The organism is Flavobacterium branchiophilum FL-15, assembly GCF_000253275.1.
Classification (GTDB): domain Bacteria; phylum Bacteroidota; class Bacteroidia; order Flavobacteriales; family Flavobacteriaceae; genus Flavobacterium; species Flavobacterium branchiophilum.
Genome location: NC_016001.1, coordinates 3,319,903 through 3,334,999, shown reverse-complemented (window position 1 = coordinate 3,334,999; position 15,097 = coordinate 3,319,903). Strand labels below are relative to the sequence as shown.

At 33.9% G+C, this 15,097-nt stretch carries 18 protein-coding genes; 2 read left to right on the top strand and 16 right to left on the bottom strand.

Annotation, left to right across the window (positions count from 1 at the left end; all coding sequences use genetic code 11):
- Positions 1-42: 42 nt before the first annotated feature.
- From FBFL15_RS15905 to FBFL15_RS14530, 7 genes are read right to left on the bottom strand one after another with little or no spacing between them, the layout of a single operon-like run.
- Positions 43-498 carry a DUF4304 domain-containing protein gene (locus FBFL15_RS15905; protein ID WP_014085289.1) on the bottom strand — a complete coding sequence of 152 codons (456 nt, stop codon included), beginning with the start codon at positions 496-498 and terminating at the stop codon, positions 43-45.
- 10 nt (positions 499-508) lie between these two features.
- Entirely contained in the window at positions 509-1,096 is a 588-nt protein-coding gene (locus tag FBFL15_RS15900; RefSeq protein ID WP_050881319.1) for an RHS repeat-associated core domain-containing protein, read from the bottom strand.
- Positions 1,097-1,144: 48 nt separating this feature from the next.
- A complete protein-coding gene (locus FBFL15_RS15895) occupies positions 1,145-1,867 on the bottom strand; it encodes a HEAT repeat domain-containing protein (protein WP_014085288.1) in 723 nt (240 codons plus the stop codon).
- A gap of 18 nt (positions 1,868-1,885) precedes the next feature.
- On the bottom strand, positions 1,886-3,322 hold the full coding sequence (locus tag FBFL15_RS14545) for an RHS repeat domain-containing protein (RefSeq protein ID WP_148267936.1): 1,437 nt from the start codon (positions 3,320-3,322) through the stop codon (positions 1,886-1,888).
- Between the two features lie 32 nt (positions 3,323-3,354).
- The gene (locus FBFL15_RS16425) at positions 3,355-3,552 is read right to left on the bottom strand and encodes a hypothetical protein (RefSeq protein WP_158309108.1); all 198 of its coding nucleotides are present in this window, start codon (positions 3,550-3,552) and stop codon (positions 3,355-3,357) included.
- Positions 3,553-3,573: 21 nt separating this feature from the next.
- Positions 3,574-4,158 carry an SMI1/KNR4 family protein gene (locus FBFL15_RS14535; RefSeq protein ID WP_014085286.1) on the bottom strand — a complete coding sequence of 195 codons (585 nt, stop codon included), beginning with the start codon at positions 4,156-4,158 and terminating at the stop codon, positions 3,574-3,576.
- A gap of 10 nt (positions 4,159-4,168) precedes the next feature.
- A complete protein-coding gene (locus FBFL15_RS14530) occupies positions 4,169-4,561 on the bottom strand; it encodes a hypothetical protein (protein WP_044032344.1) in 393 nt (130 codons plus the stop codon).
- A 10-nt stretch (positions 4,562-4,571) separates the two neighbouring features.
- Between FBFL15_RS14530 and FBFL15_RS14525 the strand changes: the two genes are divergently transcribed.
- Complete coding sequence (locus FBFL15_RS14525; RefSeq protein WP_014083276.1) at positions 4,572-4,958, top strand: ISAon1 family transposase N-terminal region protein; 387 nt, start codon at positions 4,572-4,574, stop codon at positions 4,956-4,958.
- Between the two features lie 34 nt (positions 4,959-4,992).
- Positions 4,993-5,907 carry an ISAon1 family transposase gene (locus FBFL15_RS14520; protein ID WP_014083740.1) on the top strand — a complete coding sequence of 305 codons (915 nt, stop codon included), beginning with the start codon at positions 4,993-4,995 and terminating at the stop codon, positions 5,905-5,907.
- A 12-nt stretch (positions 5,908-5,919) separates the two neighbouring features.
- Here FBFL15_RS14520 and FBFL15_RS17270 read toward each other — a convergent pair whose 3' ends face one another.
- The 9 genes from FBFL15_RS17270 to FBFL15_RS14485 all read right to left on the bottom strand — a co-directional run bounded on the left by FBFL15_RS17270 (position 5,920) and on the right by FBFL15_RS14485 (position 15,097).
- Positions 5,920-6,285, bottom strand: coding sequence for an RHS repeat domain-containing protein (locus FBFL15_RS17270; RefSeq protein WP_476729676.1), 366 nt, complete (start codon positions 6,283-6,285; stop codon positions 5,920-5,922).
- Between the two features lie 32 nt (positions 6,286-6,317).
- Complete coding sequence (locus tag FBFL15_RS17265) at positions 6,318-6,566, bottom strand: RHS repeat domain-containing protein (RefSeq protein WP_148267961.1); 249 nt, start codon at positions 6,564-6,566, stop codon at positions 6,318-6,320.
- Positions 6,567-6,615: 49 nt separating this feature from the next.
- On the bottom strand, positions 6,616-7,200 hold the full coding sequence (locus FBFL15_RS14515; protein ID WP_014085285.1) for a hypothetical protein: 585 nt from the start codon (positions 7,198-7,200) through the stop codon (positions 6,616-6,618).
- 15 nt (positions 7,201-7,215) lie between these two features.
- Positions 7,216-7,887, bottom strand: a complete 672-nt coding sequence (locus tag FBFL15_RS15890; RefSeq protein WP_050881317.1) for an RHS repeat domain-containing protein — start codon at positions 7,885-7,887, stop codon at positions 7,216-7,218.
- Between the two features lie 100 nt (positions 7,888-7,987).
- On the bottom strand, positions 7,988-8,332 hold the full coding sequence (locus FBFL15_RS14505; protein ID WP_014085284.1) for an SMI1/KNR4 family protein: 345 nt from the start codon (positions 8,330-8,332) through the stop codon (positions 7,988-7,990).
- An 18-nt stretch (positions 8,333-8,350) separates the two neighbouring features.
- Positions 8,351-12,958, bottom strand: coding sequence for a DUF6531 domain-containing protein (locus tag FBFL15_RS14500; RefSeq protein WP_014085283.1), 4,608 nt, complete (start codon positions 12,956-12,958; stop codon positions 8,351-8,353).
- A gap of 9 nt (positions 12,959-12,967) precedes the next feature.
- Positions 12,968-13,483 (bottom strand): immunity 17 family protein, encoded by a 516-nt coding sequence (locus FBFL15_RS14495; RefSeq protein ID WP_014085282.1) that lies wholly within the window; start codon positions 13,481-13,483, stop codon positions 12,968-12,970.
- 23 nt (positions 13,484-13,506) lie between these two features.
- Positions 13,507-13,788: a hypothetical protein gene (locus FBFL15_RS14490; protein ID WP_014085281.1), complete on the bottom strand. Its 282-nt coding sequence runs from the start codon at positions 13,786-13,788 to the stop codon at positions 13,507-13,509.
- Complete coding sequence (locus FBFL15_RS14485) at positions 13,775-15,097, bottom strand: hypothetical protein (RefSeq protein WP_014085280.1); 1,323 nt, start codon at positions 15,095-15,097, stop codon at positions 13,775-13,777. Before FBFL15_RS14485 ends, FBFL15_RS14490 begins: the two co-directional genes overlap by 14 nt.

Genomic DNA, 15,097 nt, shown 5'->3' with positions numbered 1-15,097 from the left:
AAATGAATCTTCTTCAAATATCCAAGTAATTATGTTGTAGAACTAATCTTTATTATTACACATTTCTTTAACCTCTTTTCTGATGTAACCATAAGAAAATTGGCCATTTCGGTACATTTCACAAATATTTTCTACACTTTTAAAGTTATTTAAAGATGGACAAAGGTAATCACTAAGAAATTTTCTTGTTTTTCCTAACCTATCGTTAAGTTTTTCTTCAAAATTTAAAATAACCAAAGGGTGTAAATCGTTGGGAATTTCTGAGAATAATCTCTCTGCTCTAAATCGAATGTGACATTTGTTTTCTTTTGGAAACTCAAATTCTGTACTTATTTGATTAATCCAAATACCTACATTAAAAAAATAAATATCACTATAATTTGATTTTTGAAGATTAACTACTATAATTAATTCTTCATTTTTAAAGTACCAATCTTTTTTCAATTTAAAACCGAACTTCGATAGTTCTTCTGTAAATATTTTTTTTATTTCTTTCATATAATATATTTTATGGAACGTAAGTATCTAAAACTCCTGTCCAAGTTTCGTTTGTTTCAGATTCTAATTGTTTTACATATTCAGCTAATTGTTTTTTCCCTTTTGCAATTCCGCTTTTAGTATCAGGTTTCAATTCTCTAACAATATTATTTTCTCTGTCAATAGCATCAACTCTCATACCATTATCTAAAGTTTGTTCGAACTCATAACCTCCTCCTAATGTGTTTTGATAATTTCTATGAGCTTGTCTTCCTCTTTTTGCTGAGGCTAATAATTTTGGATCTGCTTTACCTTTATTTTTTTTCTTGCTTTTTCTACCAGGTTTTTTAGCAAATTGTCCGTTTTTCTTTCTATATGAATTTGCTAAACCAAAAATATCAATTCCATAATTAGTATCCTCCACATAATTATAAAACCCAAACTCTCCACTCAACAATCCAATCGGGTCTTGAGAAATATATCTTCCATCTTCTACATCATAATATCTAAATCTATTATATGCAAGTTCTATCTCATTGTCAAATGTTTGTCCTTGGTATAAAAATGGGCAAAAGTTGGCTATGCCTGTTTCTTTTAAAACTTTGCCGTTGGCGTTCAAAGAGCGTTCCCAAACTAGGTTGCCTGTATCGTCAAAGGCTTTACTTTTTTACCCCAATAACTTTTTTTGTAGTTTTTCTAAAGAATCTATTGTATTTTCATTTTTTTCATTTTTTAAAAATTCTGCTATTTGTGAGAGAAATTTTTCTTTATAATCTGCTGGAATATTTTCATAATCCCATCCGATAACACGGGCTAAAACTTCTTTTTCTTTTGTTTTTGTTGTGTTTTTAAAAGTATCATAAACATATTGCCACTTTTCTTGATATGGGAATTGACATATGCTTCTTGCAATGTAAAATTTTAAATCAATGTTAGAGGAATTGTATTTTTTTAGTATTGTATTATAAACATTGTTAGCTGAATAATTATATCTATGTGAGATTGTACCTAACATATCTAAAATATTTTTTTGAACTTCTAAGTTATTATCATTCAATGCTCTTAACAAAATATCTATTGCTCTTGGATCTTTTATCCATGATTGTGTATTTGAATTTATTGTTAGTCTTGGTTGTTTTTCAAGATATTTTGATGCTTTTACTCTTGTTTTTTCATCATCACTAAACAAATCTTTTAATGATGTTTCCATTTCTTGCTTTAATTCTTCAGATGGAGGAAACATTTCATAAAATAATTTTTGAATTTCTGTATCTACTTTTTCTAAAAAACCTTTTAAAACCAAAATATCTTTAGTTCTTAAATAAGCAAAAATATCCTTACTATCCGCAAGTTTTTGTTCAATTTCTTTCCTTAATTCTATTATATTCATTTTTATAAATTTAAATTATTAATTAACAATGGTTCCATTAGCTATTTTATCATTAATTACATCCTGCCCTACTAACTGCCTTCCTTTTCCTGGGTTTTTATTATATGAATGATAGTATTGACCATCATTCCTTGTCAAATTATCTAATCCATCTCCATCAGCATGATGCAGTGCAGAACCTTCGATGTTTCTTGCTTGTCTCCTTGTTAGTCCAGAATCTATTACAACCATTTCATCAAAATCTTTTTTAGGCACTTTTTTAGAACCATTTTTATGTTGGTTTTTACGAGATTTAGGTTTTTGTTTTGTTATTCCATAATATACAATTTTACCATCTTTTTTAAGTACATAAACAGAGTAACTCGATTTCAACCCAAATATATCCAACCAAGTTAATGGGTCTTCCACATGATTATAAAACCCAAACTCTCCAGAGAGTAACCCAATTGGGTCCTGAGAGATATACCTGCCATCTTCTACATCATAATATCTAAACCTATTATATGCTAACTCAATTTCTGCATCATAATACTGCCCTTGAAACAAGAAAGGGCAACTGCCTTGTTGGGTTTCTTTTATAGTTTTTCCGTTGGCGTTTAATTCTCTTTCCCAAAACAAAGAACCATCATCTTGATACATTTCTATTGGTGTACCCAAATGGTCTGCTAAAATACTATAATATTTATTTCCTTTTACTTTTGCAATAGGAGAAAATGAATCTTCTTCAAAAACCCACGTAATGAGGTTTTCAGAGAGGGCATCTTTACTAACAAATCCTTTCCATTCATGTAGTGGTACGTTGCCGTCCCAATGCCAGTGGGTGGTGGTTTGTTTATAATTTTTCCAAATTCTACGCCCCAAGGCATCATAACCAAATTTTATTACAAAACCATCTGGGCGTTTTACGGCTTCTAATAAACCCGCAGAGTTCCAATCATAATACCATTGGTCTTCTTTAAAGCTAAAAAGGCTTCCTGTTTTTTTGTATTTTTCTACTAAAAAACCTTGGTGGTTGTATTTGTAGTGCCAACTGCCTTTTTTTATTAGTTTGCCGCCATGTGTATATTCTCGGTCTTTGAGGTTGGCGTCTTCATAGAGGTTGCCTTTTGCATCGGGGTAGCGGTTGGTGGTGCTGCCATCGGCATATTTGGCTTGCGTGAGGTAGCCTTCTTTGTTGTAGTCAAAGTGGGTGGTGCCTGTGGCGCTGTCTATAATTTGGGTGAGGCGGTTGCTGGTGGTCCAGTTATATTTTCGGCTGCGTTGGCGTTTGCTAGCGTGTCCTGTGAGTTGCTCGGTGGGTCTGCCAAGGGCATCTCGGGTGGTGGTTTGTTGCACTTGCCCTGGTAGGAGGCGTTGTATTTCTAAGCCCATTTGATCGTAGGCAAAGGTGGTGGTGTTTGTTGCAGTGGCGACAAAACTTATAAAGAAACTAAAAAGAGTTATTAAAAAATTCAATTTTTTGATTGTTTGATTTAAGTGTTTGCTATTTATATTAGTGGATTTGTCAGTTCCGTTAATGGATTTGCCATTTCCATTAATGTATTTGCCATTTCTATCGTTAGATTTGCCGTTTCCATTAATGGATTTGCTGTTTCTATTGTTGGATTTGGTGTTTCTATTAGTGAATTTGACATTTCCATTGTTGGATTTGGCATTTCTGTTAGTGGATTTGGCATTTCCATCAAAAAAAATAAAATTAAGCAGAATTAAATCGGTAATGTTTCTTTACTTGTTACTAAACGAACACCTTTATCATCAAAAAGTTTAAAAATTCTTTCTGTTTCAGAAATCATCATTTCTTCAAAATTATTCCATTCTTTTAATGAAGTTGCATCTCTACGGGCACAATAATGCACTTTATTAGTAATTTTATCAATATACAATTTTGACCCATCATAACCATACCCCCCTATGAAAAAATATTCTGGCTTTGCATTTTTCGGTTTTTCCCAAACATTTGTGTCTGATAAACTAAATGGTTGCGCCGCTGCCTCTTCATCTCTACCTAGCTGTTTTCTCAATCCATCAAAGGATAAACAACCAACAAAATAGTTTAAACCATTACTTTTTTGGGTTAAAAAATCAATATAATCTTTTGGTAAAGAAGTTTTATTTTCCATTTCCAAAAAATCAATATCTTTACTTTCTAAGGGTTTAAAAATTCCATGGTTGAATGCTTTTTGTGCAACATGTGGTGCTGCTCCAATCAGAACTGCACCATTGTTCATTTTTTTTATTCCTAGATTTTCAAAGCTAAAAATCTTCTCAAGTACTAAATCGAAATAATCCATAATATATTTTTTATCTAATTATTAAATCTCCTGTTGTTGTATTATGAAAATCACCTCCGTGTTCTGCTAAATGTTCTTCTGGCGTTACAAACTTAATGTTGTTTGGATTATCTGCCAACTCAGGATGTGCTTTTACACTGTTAATATGATGCCCTTGATAACCACTAACTTTACCTGTTGTTAACAATTCGTCCATTTCTGCTTCAGTCCATCTTCTTGTACCTTGACCTGTTTCTTTTACAAGTTTTCTTTCAGCTTTCCATGCTTTTTTTACACCTTTTTGTCGTAGTCTGTCTAATTCTTTCTTCTTAGCATTTTTACCTTTCCTGCCTGGCTTTTTACCAAATTGACCGTTCTTTTTTGGCTCATATAAAATAATTGGGGAGAATTTGTAAATTTGCAATAAAAAAGCAATGGATTTTTCATTTTTTTCACACTTTCTACCTGATGGTTTATTAGATCATTTTGATGTTTTGGATTTTAAAGAATTAGGGGATATAGCAACCAAAAAGGATTGTTTTTATATTTATTTAGATGAGAAGAATATACTTCCAAATGGCTATGAAAGTGAACAATATGAATCAAAAGGATTTTATAATCGAACCATAATTCAAGATTTTCCTATTCGAGGAAAAGCCGTTTATTTAGGTATTCGTCGTAGGCGATGGCGGAGTAAAACAGATAAATCTGTTGAAATTAAAAGCGATTATTCGTTCATCACTGAAGGTTCAAAACTAACTATTGAATTGGCAGCTTTTTTAAAATCTACAGGTTTCGACCCGAGAAGATACGATAAGTAATATTGCTAGTTATTATGGTGTTAAGGCGGATTTAGTGAGAAGACATTATAAAAAGACAAGTGGTTTTAAAATTTGGAATCAATACTCTCATGCTGAAGATTATTTGATATACCAAGAAAACATAGGTGAAAATTTAAGTATTGATGAAGTAAGTTTGTCAAAAGGAGAGCTTTACACATTTGTTACTAATAAATCAGGAAAAGGTAAAAAACGAACATTAGTTGCTAGTATAAAAGGCACTAAGAGTCAGGATATTATTGATGTTTTACAAAAAATACCGTTAGAAAAACGCAAATTAGTTAAGACAATTACTCAAGACATGGCAAACAACATGCAACTAGCATCAAAGATGTGTTTTCCAGAGAGTTATTTGATTACGGATCGTTTTCACGTTGTAAAAATGGTTATGGAATGTTTGCAACATCTTCGAATAAAATATCGTTGGGAGGAAATTGAAAAAGAAAATCAAGCCATAAAATTAGCCAAAGAACAAGGTATAAAGTATATTCCATTTGTTTTTGAAAATGATGATTCTCCCAAGCAATTACTTGCTCGAAGCAGATACATTATCGCTAAAAAACAAAGTGAATGGACAGAAAATCAAAAACAAAGAGCCGAAATTTTATTTAAAAATTATCCGCTTTTACACGATGCTTATAAACATACAATGGAATTTAGAAATATTTATGAAGAACAATCAAAAGAGTTAGCAAGAGAAAAATTTTTAAACTGGATTGAGAAAACAAAATTATTAAAATTAACCACTTTTAATACCGCAGCAAATAGTCTAAAATATCATTTAGAAACAATATTAAATTTCTTTACTCAAAGACTCACAAATGCAAATGCAGAATCTTTTAATTCCAAAATAAAACTATTTAGAGCTAACCAAAGAGGTGTTATAGATGTGAAGTTCTTTCTGTTCAGAATGGAAAAATTATTTGCTTAATCCCCATAAAATTCATGTGAACCTCTTTTTTCTATATGTTTTTAATCCAAAAGGATCTACCCATTCGTTAGTATCGTGAGGATATGTATAGAAAGTTATTCCGCCCAACAACCCAATCGGGTCTTGGCTTATATATCTTCCATCTTCTACATCATAATACCTAAAACGGTTATAAGCAAGTTCTATCTCGTTATCAAATGATTGTCCTTGGTATAAAAATGGGCAAAAGTTTTGTATGCCTGTTTCTTTTAAAACTTTGCCATTGCTGTTAAGTTCTCTGCTCCAAACTAAATCGCCTTTGTCATCGTAGCTTTCATAAGGCGTACCTAAGTGGTCGTTAACAATGCTATAATATTTATTTCCTTTTACTTTTGCAATAGGAGAAAATGAATCTTCTTCAAAAACCCAAGTTATAAGCCCCCCCCAACCCCCGAAGGGGGAGTTAGAGCATCTTGCGTTTGAAAACTTTTGTATTCATGCAAAGGTACATTGCCATCCCAAACAGAATTAGTAAAAGTTTTTTTATAATGTTTAAAAATTCTTCTGCCTAAAGCATCGTAACCAAATTTCACAATCGCACCATCGGGTCTATATACTTTTTCTAATAATCCTGCGGAGTTCCACTCATAGTTCCATTCGTCTTCTTTTATTACAAATATTCTGCCTACTTTTTTGTATTTTGTAGTTAGAAAACCTTGGTGGTTGTATTTACATTGATTGTTTTACACAAGTAAATGAATTTCCTGTTCTGTTAAAAAAAACATATACTTTGGTTGTATCATGTGATATTTCACTCATATCTTGTTCTCCAATGAAAATTAATGGTTTTCCATTTTCTATTGGCCAATTTGGTGCTTGCAACCATTTTGGCTTATTTTTCAATGATATAAAATCTCTCTCTATTATTTTTTTTATTTGTTCTTTTAGTTCTTTTGGGTTGGATTTATTATTATCTATTTTGTCAATAAAATAATCTAATGATACATTTAGCCATTTTGGCATTGAATTGGAAACTAAACTATAATATTTTTCAAAATTATTTGATTCAATAAATGAAATATTATTTTTAATTAAATATTTTTTCAAAGCATCTCTTATATTTAATATGAATGGAGCTAATTGTATATTTGCAGTTGCAATATATAAAAACAATGATCCACAATTTGTATATGGTACAATATCTGTTTCTTTTTCTAATTGTTTTTGTAGTTCATCATCATTGTAGAAAGTATTAAAAAATTCTTCTACAGATATTTTTTCTTCTACAAATTGTTTTATTAAATCAAATCTCATAATTTATGTTTTTAATTAATAACCTAAATGTCTATAAGGATCCATAGCTGCATGTTGTTCAGGTGTAACTTCTCTTAAATTTATTGGTGAATTACTTCCATCATTTCGTTGAGGATCTACATGGTGTAATTCTCTAGATTCCATATTACCAGTATTTGGGTTGTAATCTTGAGCTGCATTACCTTTTTTCATTGCTTCTAATTGATCAGCTGAAAATCCTTCTTTATTCCCATTTTTCATTGCTTCGTGGTGACGATTTTTCCAATATCTACTTCTTACAGTATCCCAACTTGGATTACTACCATCTGGTAATGGTTTGTTTATTGCATCGCCTCTTTTCCATCTTTTAAACTTAATATAAGAAGAAAGTCCAAATATATCAAACCAATTATTTGTGTCATGCACATACCCATAAAAAATCATTCCCCCCAACAACCCAATCGGGTCTTGGCTTATATACCTACCATCTTCTACATCATAATATCTAAACCTATTATATGCAAGTTCTATTTCAGCATCATAATATTGCCCTTGAAACAAGAAAGGGCAACTATTATTATCGCCTTTTATTAATTTACCATTGGCATTAATTTCTCTACTCCAAAATAAAGAACCATCATCTTGGTACATTTCTATTGGTGTACCCAAATGGTCGGCTAAAATACTGTATTTTTTCTCGCCACGCAATTTTGCTATTGGAGAAAAAATCCCGCAAAGTCAGGAGACATTTGCGGAGCTTTTCATAGCACACCTTTGCGGAGCGGGGTTTTTAAGAAATTAATCTAATTTATTTTATTTCTAATAATTTTGTTATGTTTTCTGTTATTTTAGTCATTTCAATTGAACCTAAAGCACCTAAATCAGCATTATATATACTTTCATTTTCAGATTTTATATTGATAAAATAACCTAAATCACCATCTTGTCCTATCATTAAAAAACTTGGTTCAAAATCTTGGATTTGATAAGTCTCATTTCTTTCTAAAACAACTGAAGCCCCATATAAATATATTCCTGAGTTATTTATTTCATAAACTTCCTCTTCTTTTATTATATTTTCTAAAAAAAATTTATAAAGATTTGGTAAAACTATCTCAAATTTATTTTCTATTTCTATTATATTCTTATTCATAAATATATTTATAATTAATTAAATGTTAAAGTAAGGGTTGTTTGCATTTTGACTTCTTAAACCATCAAAATATTTATATGAATCCTTAATTGCTTTTTTGGCTTGCTTTGGAGAAACACCACTATCAATCATTTCTCTATAACTAGTATTAAACTCCTCCTTTAGATTAGTATCCCATCCACCTTGTTTTGCTCTTCTAGTTCTCTGTGCTGCACTTATTTTCGCATGTGGACTTCCAGATTGAGATTTTAACAAAGTTGCTGGTGCAGTATTTCTATTATATCCACTTACTCTTTTTTGTGCCCAAGCATCTTGAATAGGGTGGTGACTTTGAACAAAACCATCCGATTTTGTATTGTTATGACCCTTTTTTCTATTTCTTCCTGGAGACAAATTTCCATGTGAATCAACATCACCTATACTATATTGATTAGAAGTTAATCCAAAAACATCAACAAATGTATTAACATCCTCCACATACCCATAAAATGCAGTTCCACCAGCCAACCCAATCGGGTCTTGGCTTATATATCTTCCATCTTCTACATCATAATACCTAAAACGGTTATAAGCAAGTTCTATCTCGTTGTCAAATGATTGTCCTTGGTATAAAAAGGGGCAAAAGTTTTGTATGCCTGTTTCTTTCAAAACTTTGCCTTTGGCGTTCAAAGAGCGTTCCCAAACTAGGTTTCCATCATCTGCATAAGCTTCAATGGGTGTGCCCAAATGGTCGGCTAAGATACTGTATTTTTTATTTCCACGCAATTTTGCTATTGGGCTAAAACTGTCTTCTTCAAAAATCCAAGTTATGAGGTTTTCGGAGAGGGCATCTTTACTAACAAATCCTTTCCATTCGTGTAGTGGTACGTTGCCGTCCCAATGCCAGTGGGTGGTGGTTTGGCGGTAGTTTTTCCAAATTCTTCTGCCTAATGCATCGTAGCCAAAAGAAACTACGGCACCATCTGGTCTATATACTTTTTCTAATAGTCCTGCGGAGTTCCACTCATAGTTCCATTCGTCTTCTTTTATAACAAATATTCTGCCTACTTTTTTGTATTTTGTAGTTAGAAAACCTTGGTGGTTGTATTTGTAGTGCCAACTGCCTTTTTTTATTAGTTTGCCGCCGTGTGTATATTCTCGGTCTTTGAGGTTGGCGTCTTCATAGAGGTTGCCTTTTGCGTCGGGGTAGCGGTTGGTGGTGCTGCCGTCGGCATATTTGGCTTGCGTGAGGTAGCCTTCTTTGTTGTAGTCAAAGTTGGTGGTACCTGTGGCGCTGTCTATAATTTGGGTTAGGCGGTTGCTGGTGGTCCAGTTGTATTTTCGGCTGCGTTGGCGTTTGCTGGCGTGCCCTGTGAGTTGCTCGGTGGGTCTGCCCAAGGCATCTCGGGTGGTGGTTTGTTGCACTTGCCCTGGCAAGAGGCGTTGTATTTCTAAGCCCATTTGGTCATAGGCAAAGGTGGCTTCAAAGAAGCCTCCCCCAGCCCCTCCGAAGGAGGGGAGCTCTGCGGTGTCATTTCCCTTCCTTTGGAAGGGCAGGGTTGTCATTTTTACTAATTGCCCCAAGTGGTTGTGTTCTAGGTTTAGGTTTGCCCCAAGGCTGCTTTGCAGGTGGGTGCGTTGCCCTAAATTATTATAGGTATTGGTTATTTTGTGTCCGTTTTGGGTTTCTGCCACAATATTGCCCATGGTGTCATACTCCAGCTTTACCTCGCAAGTGGGGTTTATGGCTTGGGTTAATAATCCGGCTGGGTTGTAGGCAAACTGGTGTTGCACGCCGTCGTGGTAGGTAATGGTTTCTATATTGCCCAGTTTGTTGTAGGCATATTGTGTTTTGGCTTTGCTGCCGCCTAGGTCATAGTTGTCTATAATTTTTTCTATCACGTTGCCCGCTAGGTCATATTTGTAGTGTCGTTCTACTTGGTCAAACGGGGTTTCTTTTATCACGTTGCCCACTTTGTCACGTTGCAATTGGTAGGGTGCATCGTTGTTTTTTATCATCACCAATTCTTCCTCGGTGTTGTAGTCAAAATAGGTGTATTTGTTGTTTTGAAAACGTGCTGTCATTTTCCACATGCCTTTGTATTTGTAGGCTACATGGGTGTGGTTGTCTTTATATTCCAGCAGGTTGTCTATGCCGTCGTAGGTTAGTTTAATTTGGTTGCCGTCAAAATCTTTTACTTCGGTGGCTCTGCCCAATAGGTCATAAATTATTTCTTGGGAGGCTTTTTTGTGGTTTTGGGTTGTGGTGTTGCGTCCTAGTTTGTCGTATTGGTAAAGGGTAACAGCACCTGTGGGTTCTGTAATTTGGGTTAGGTTGTAATATTCGTCATACTCCAGCAGGGTTTTGTTTCCTAATGGGTCAATAATGGTGCTTGGCAAATTGTTTTCATACTCAATTTTGGTAACGGCACCTTTTGGGTTAGTTACTTGTGTGGTGTTGCCTTGTTTGTCATAGCTCCATTTCCATTTTCCGCCCAGGGCATCTAGCACCTCGTTGGGTTTGTTTTTATGCCAAAAGTTATATTCGGTGGTGGTGGTGCCGCCTGTGGGGTTGGTCGCTTGGGTTTGGTTGCCCCGTTTGTCGTAGGCAAAAAGGTAGGCGTTGCCCAGTGGGTCGGTTTCCGAGAGCAGTTGGTTGTGTTTGTTATAGTTCCAAAAATGTTCGGCACCGTTGGCATCGATGCGTTGAGTTACCAATCCGCCTTTGTGGAAATATATGGTATCGTGTCCACGGCTGTTGGTTACGGTGGTTTTGCCAGGTTCAAAAGCCAGTTTGTGGTTATAAATGTTGCCATCGCCCCATGTGTGAATACATCTAGCGCCTGGTTCGGTGCCGTCGTAGCGGAAATGCCATGTGAGCCCGTTGCGCCACACTTCGGTAATCATCAGTTTGCCTTGGTATTCAAAGGTCATGCTGTCGCCGTTGGCATTGGTTTGTTTGATTAGGTTTCCTGTGGCATCGTATTCGTATTGAGCAATAACAAAGTTTAGGTTATAGCGAGGTTCTGGTGCGTTGATGGTTAGTATTCTGCCCTCATTGTCGTTTTCTACTGTTAAAACACGGTGTGCCGAGTCGGTAATTTTTTCTAAAAAGCCTTTTGGGTTATAGGCCAACTGAATGGCAAAACCGTTTTTGTTGGCAACGGTTTGCAAAAGATGCACCTCATTGTAAGTAGTATCGGTAAAATAGTAATACAAATCTTCCTTGATGTCCCAAAGGTAGAGTTTGTTGCTATCGTCAATAAATAGCTCGAGTTGCTCGGCAAGGTTAAACGAAGGGATTTCGGGTGTTGGCAGTTCAAACGCCATAGGTCTTCCATCGGCAAGGCGAACGGAAACGGTGTTGGTGTCGTGGTCTATGTGCATAGCCATATCGTAGGCATGATGCCAGCCGTTGCCTAGTGGTCCTTCATAATCGGACTTGCTATAATAGGTTCGTTCCCAAGACAATGGCACAGGGCCTGGGAGGAAAAAGTCTTCTTCGTCTGTAAAAAAGTTTCCAGTTGCTACATCTACTGGGTGACCTGTTACGGTGCAGATGGCTTTGTGGAGCATGCCGTTTAGCTTTTCATTTTTTACTTTTTTGTTAACTGCTTTGTGCATTTTTTTACTCAAAAATTTACCCAAGGTAGCTCTAAGTATTTTGTTTACCAATGTAACAGGGTTAAAAGGTGCAGGGATTGGGTTGGTAAGAATCTGTCCTTTTGTTGTTGGAATTGGAATAATAATAGAAGTTGGTAAAAATAATTGTAAACCCATTTTAATTCCATCGTCTTTGTTTTTAGAAGGTCTGAGTGTATGTGGTGAAAAAATACCAATATCTTGACAACTGTTGTGTAGGTGAGCACCTCCACCACTTATAGGGTCGCCATCGGCAAGAGCTAAAAGGCTTCCTAAAAGTGCATGTCCATTATTTTTACTTACCATTCTAGAATATACAGGATGAAATCCTGCACCCATAGGAAAATGAGGAATGTTTTTTGTAGGCGTTCCAGCTACTACACGAGGTATAAAACCGCCAATTTTTACAGTTGCAGTTAAATTTGATACAATCAAATTATAAGCAATGGTTTTTACTTCAGAAACAATGATGTCTTGTTGTTCTTCTTCACTGATATTGTTTTCGTCTTTAACCTCTGGAGCTTCAGGAGGCAAGGGCATAATAGAAGCAACAAAGGCAGAAAGAAAATCGCTTGGTTTAAATAGTATTCCTATATAGGGATGTGGCATTGGCACCGGTGCAGGCGATGGTGGAATAGTAACCATGTGGATGTCTATTCCTAAAACAGGGTCAAGCTGTTTGGAAATAGTAAGGCACGCCATACCTTTCATTCCTAAACCAGCTAATAAAGGCATCAACAATTTTTCGGTTGTATTATCAATTGCTTTTGTAGCATCATTGATAATGCTAGATACAGCAGTTTTTACTGTATTAACAGCTTGAATAGCATTTAAACCAACCGTAGCAACTTTTGTAGTAGTACTTAAATTATTATTTTTTATTGCATTGTTAATGTTTGATACATTTTTTTCTGTTGAATTTATTTGATTGTTTACTGAAGCATTTACTGCTTTGCTTACATTTTCAAAATAATTTTTATCTGCACCTGATGATTGACTTCCCATATACTATTTTTATTTTTTATTAAAAACTACAATATAAGAAAGACAGATAATGATAATTAGAAAGGTAATTCCAGAATAAATCCTTACATTTTTTCTACCCCATAATTCAAGATGGTATCTTAATTTACTATTTCCTCTTGGATCGAAAATCCAGTCCCAATCAAAAATAATTCCAATAAATACAAAAATTGCTATTCCTAAAAGGATTGGATAGGCTAAATTTGGATCTTGTCTTATTTTTTCAAAATAATCTTCTAAATTCATGTTATTCAATTTTAAATTATTAATGTTAATTTTTTTTTCTTGTATATAAAATAAGGAAAAGGTTATGCCTATTCCAATAAGTGTTAAAGTTCCAATAAAAATTCTTACTATTGTTCTACCAAATATTTTAATAAAATAATCAAAATTGTATTTTCCGTCTCCAGGAAATAAAACCCAATCTTTATTTAATAGTATTGCTGAAAAATAAATTCCTAAAAAGAAGGTAAATAGTAAATAGATATAGTGATATTCAAAGTTCATAATCTCGGTTACTTAATAAAAGTCTATTTTGATTTATTGTAAATATATAATCCAATTCCTAAACTAATCAATACAAAAATCAAATTGATGAGTGCAGTAATGGTTCTACCTGATAGTTTATAATGGGTTAATCTGCTTAATTTTTTGTTGTATATTCTTTCTTCTTTGCTTTCTAATGATTTCCCGAATAAATTATACTTTGGAGGTATCATACTCAAAAAAATCAACAGAAAAATCACTGCAAAAGAGGCGATTCTTTTGTAGGGTAAATTGGCAAATAGTTCTGTTACATTAACGTTTTCCATAGTTGTCAAGTGTAAAGCTATAGTCTTTTCCGAATAAAGGAATTAGTACTTTATCTAATTTATCTTTGGTTATTAATTTTATAAATTTATCATTGTAAATAACTTCTTTGAGTAATAAAGGATAAGAAGAACTTGTAATTAAAGAAGCATCGATTTTTTCATGCAAATAAAATCCTTCTTCATAAAAAGGTAGTGCATTTTCAAATTTATCAAACTTGTTTCTACTCCAACCACATAATCGGCAGGCTTCTGCCATCATTAAAAAATCGTTACAATTTTGATAATCCAATTTGGCTTGAGCATAATCTTCATGGGCTTTTTGCCAATTATCCAATAATACATAGATGCTTCCTCTACCAATATGGGTTTGTGCTGCTAATCTATAGCTCATGGAAGGTTCGATTGTTTTTTTTGCAGCTTCGGCAGCTTCTACGGCTTTTGTTGCAAAATACAAGGCTTCTTTATAGTTTTTATTTCCGATTTGGTCGTTATATAAAATAACATAAACGGTAACTACTTGTGAAATCCAGTTAGGGTCGTTTTTTAATTCTTCTAAAATAATATCTAAACAGAGTTTGGTTTGCAAGCTTACTTTTTTGTCATTTCTGTCTTCAACCGCATGCATCAATTTGATGAGTTCCAGTCTATATTTATTTTCAGGTTTAGTTGTGTCTGCTTGTGCCGCTAATTGTTCAACCAATCCATTTACATCCATTTTGGGTTCTAAAACCGCTATTTTTGAAGCGTGCAAGTCAATGGCTTTTTCAAAAAATGGGTAGGTATCCGATTGAGCTACTGTCCAAGTTACATGCTTTTCAAAATCAACTTCAAGAGCATAGTCCATCCATTTTAATGCTTCTTTTTTTGACATGGAATAGGCTTTAAAAACATAACAAACAGCACTATTTTTTTCTGGAAATAGATATTTTGCAAAATCATTCAAATTTTTTACCAAAACCGACATTGGATTTTTATCGTTTACTAATGAATAATTTGGTATCCAGTCAATAGTTCCTGTATCGTATTGAGCAGGCTTATCCATTGTATTCCAAGTGGCTATTAATTCCTCCATTTCTTTCAAAATAGCATTAGCATAGGATTTATGGTCTAAAAATTCGGACTCAAATACCCAAACAAAATTTTCAATTTCACTATCCAATGCTAAAATATAATCCATAAAAGCATCTATCATAGAAGTTTCCTTTTCTTTATAAGAAATACAAACCACTTTGATTCCCTTTTTGGAGTAGGCTCTTTGCCAATTGTTTACTAATTTGTCGATACTTTCTTGAACAGGATTGGTTTGCAT

What these genes read in the sequence shown, in the direction of transcription:
- FBFL15_RS15905 (WP_014085289.1), bottom strand. Translation starts at nt 498, where the DNA reads ATGAAAGAAATAAAAAAAATATTTACAGAAGAACTATCGAAGTTCGGT.
- FBFL15_RS15895 (WP_014085288.1), bottom strand. Translation starts at nt 1,867, where the DNA reads ATGAATATAATAGAATTAAGGAAAGAAATTGAACAAAAACTTGCGGAT.
- FBFL15_RS14535 (WP_014085286.1), bottom strand. Translation starts at nt 4,158, where the DNA reads ATGGATTATTTCGATTTAGTACTTGAGAAGATTTTTAGCTTTGAAAAT.
- FBFL15_RS14525 (WP_014083276.1), top strand. Translation starts at nt 4,572, where the DNA reads ATGGATTTTTCATTTTTTTCACACTTTCTACCTGATGGTTTATTAGAT.
- FBFL15_RS14515 (WP_014085285.1), bottom strand. Translation starts at nt 7,200, where the DNA reads ATGAGATTTGATTTAATAAAACAATTTGTAGAAGAAAAAATATCTGTA.
- FBFL15_RS14505 (WP_014085284.1), bottom strand. Translation starts at nt 8,332, where the DNA reads ATGAATAAGAATATAATAGAAATAGAAAATAAATTTGAGATAGTTTTA.
- FBFL15_RS14500 (WP_014085283.1), bottom strand. Translation starts at nt 12,958, where the DNA reads ATGGGAAGTCAATCATCAGGTGCAGATAAAAATTATTTTGAAAATGTA.
- FBFL15_RS14495 (WP_014085282.1), bottom strand. Translation starts at nt 13,483, where the DNA reads ATGAACTTTGAATATCACTATATCTATTTACTATTTACCTTCTTTTTA.
- FBFL15_RS14490 (WP_014085281.1), bottom strand. Translation starts at nt 13,788, where the DNA reads ATGGAAAACGTTAATGTAACAGAACTATTTGCCAATTTACCCTACAAA.
- FBFL15_RS14485 (WP_014085280.1), bottom strand. Translation starts at nt 15,097, where the DNA reads ATGCAAACCAATCCTGTTCAAGAAAGTATCGACAAATTAGTAAACAAT.